Origin of the sequence: Burkholderia sp. LMG 13014 (assembly GCF_905232215.1) — a bacterium.
Lineage (GTDB): Bacteria > Pseudomonadota > Gammaproteobacteria > Burkholderiales > Burkholderiaceae > Burkholderia.
In genome coordinates, this window is record NZ_CAJNKE010000870.1 from 1 (window position 1) to 1,858 (window position 1,858).

At 68.1% G+C, this 1,858-nt stretch carries 2 protein-coding genes; both read left to right on the plus strand.

Annotation, left to right across the window (positions count from 1 at the left end; genetic code table 11):
* On the plus strand, window positions 1-574 hold a 574-nt coding region (locus JYJ84_RS35635), incomplete at its 5' end, for a peptidylprolyl isomerase (protein WP_205190207.1).
* A 15-nt stretch (window positions 575-589) separates the two neighbouring features.
* Window positions 590-1,858 (plus strand): nitrate/nitrite transporter, encoded by a 1,269-nt coding sequence (locus JYJ84_RS35640; RefSeq protein WP_175220664.1) that lies wholly within the window; start codon window positions 590-592, stop codon window positions 1,856-1,858.

Below are 1,858 nucleotides of genomic sequence, written 5' to 3' on the forward strand. Positions count from 1 at the left end.
CGTCGACGCGTTGCTCGAACGCGAGCTCACGCACCTGCCCGAACCCGATCGCGCGGATTGCGAGCGCTACTACGCGCAGCATCCGGCGCGCTTTCGCCGCAACGACATCGTCTATGCGAGCCACGTGCTGTTCGCGATGACGGACCGCGTGCCGCTCGCGCCGCTGCGACAGCGCGCGGAAGCCGCGCTCGCCGATGTGGTTGCCGCACCCGACACGTTCGAAGCGCTCGCGCGGGCGTCGTCGAACTGCCCGTCGGCGGAAGTGGGCGGCAGCCTCGGGCAACTGCTGCGCGGCGACACGGTGCCGGAATTCGAGGCCGCGCTGTTCGACACCGACGGGCTCGGCGTGCTGCCGAAACTCGTCAATACGCGCTTCGGCTTTCACATCGTGCGCATCGAGCGGCGCGTGCCGGGTGACCTGGTGCCGTTCGACGAAGCCGCCGCGCAGATCGCCGCGTACCTGTCGGAGCGCGTGCGGGAGCGGGCGATGCGGCAGTACGTGGCGATTCTCGCGGGTAGTGCGCGCGTCGAAGGTGTCGCATTCGATGGCGCGAACGGCCCGCTGGTCCAATGAAACGGGGTTTGGCGTATGGCAACTCAACAACAAGGTAACGTGGTGCCGGCCGGCGGCGTGCCGGCCATCCCGCTGCGTGCGTGGTCGGTGCTGGCCGCGAGCACGCTCGCATTCATGGTGTGCTTCGTCGTGTGGATGATGTTCGGCGTGCTCGGCGTGCAGCTGCGCACCGATCTCGGGCTGAACAGCACGGAGTTCGGGCTGCTCACGTCGACGCCCGTGCTGACCGGCGCGCTGATGCGCTTGCCGCTCGGCACGTGGACCGACCGCTTCGGCGGCCGGATCGTGATGACGGTGCTGCTCGTCGTGTGTGCGGTGCCCGTCTATATCGTCAGCTACGCGACGCAGCTGTGGCAGTTCCTGCTGATCGGGCTGTTTCTCGGGTGCGTCGGCGCGTCGTTCGCGGTCGGCACGCCGTATGTCGCGCGCTTCTTTCCTCCGCAGCGGCGCGGGCTCGCGATGGGTGTGTTCGGTGCCGGCACGTGCGGCGCGGCCGTCAATCTGTTCGTTACGCCGTTGCTGCTCAATGCGTACGGCTGGCGCGTCGTGCCGCGCATCTACGCGGTCGCGCTGCTCGTCACGGCCGTGATCTTCTGGGTCGCGTCGGCGCCCGATCCGGGCGCGGGCAAGCGCGGCGGTTCGATGCTCGACGCGTTCAAGGTGCTGCGCGATCCGCGTGTGTGGCGGCTCTGCCAGTATTACTCGATCACGTTCGGCGGCTTCACCGCGCTGTCGCTGTGGATTCCGCAGTACCTGAAGAGCGAATACGGGATGTCGCTCGTGATGGCGTCCGCGTTCGCGGCAGGCTTCTCGTTGCCGGGCTCGGTGCTGCGCGCGCTCGGCGGCGCACTGTCCGACCGCTTCGGCGCGCACGCGGTCACGTGGTGGGGGCTGTGGGTCGCGTGGATCGCGCTGTTCCTGCTGTCGTATCCGGCAACCGACTTCGTGATCCACACGATCGACGGCACCGCGACGCTGAATGTGTCGATGCCGGTGGCCGGCTTCGTCGCGCTGACCTTCGTGCTCGGCGCGGTGTTCGCGCTCGGAATGGCCTCGACCTTCAAGTACGTCGCCGACGATTTCGCGGACAACATGGGCGTCGTCACGGGCATCGTCGGTCTCGCGGGCGGGCTCGGCGGGTTCCTGCTGCCGATCCTGTTCGGCGTGCTGCTCGACCTGCTGCGCGTGCGCACGACCTGCTTCATGTTCCTGTACGGGATCGTGTGGGTGTCGCTGATCCTGATCTACCTGTCGGAAGTGCGGCGCACGCCGGTCACGGGCTGA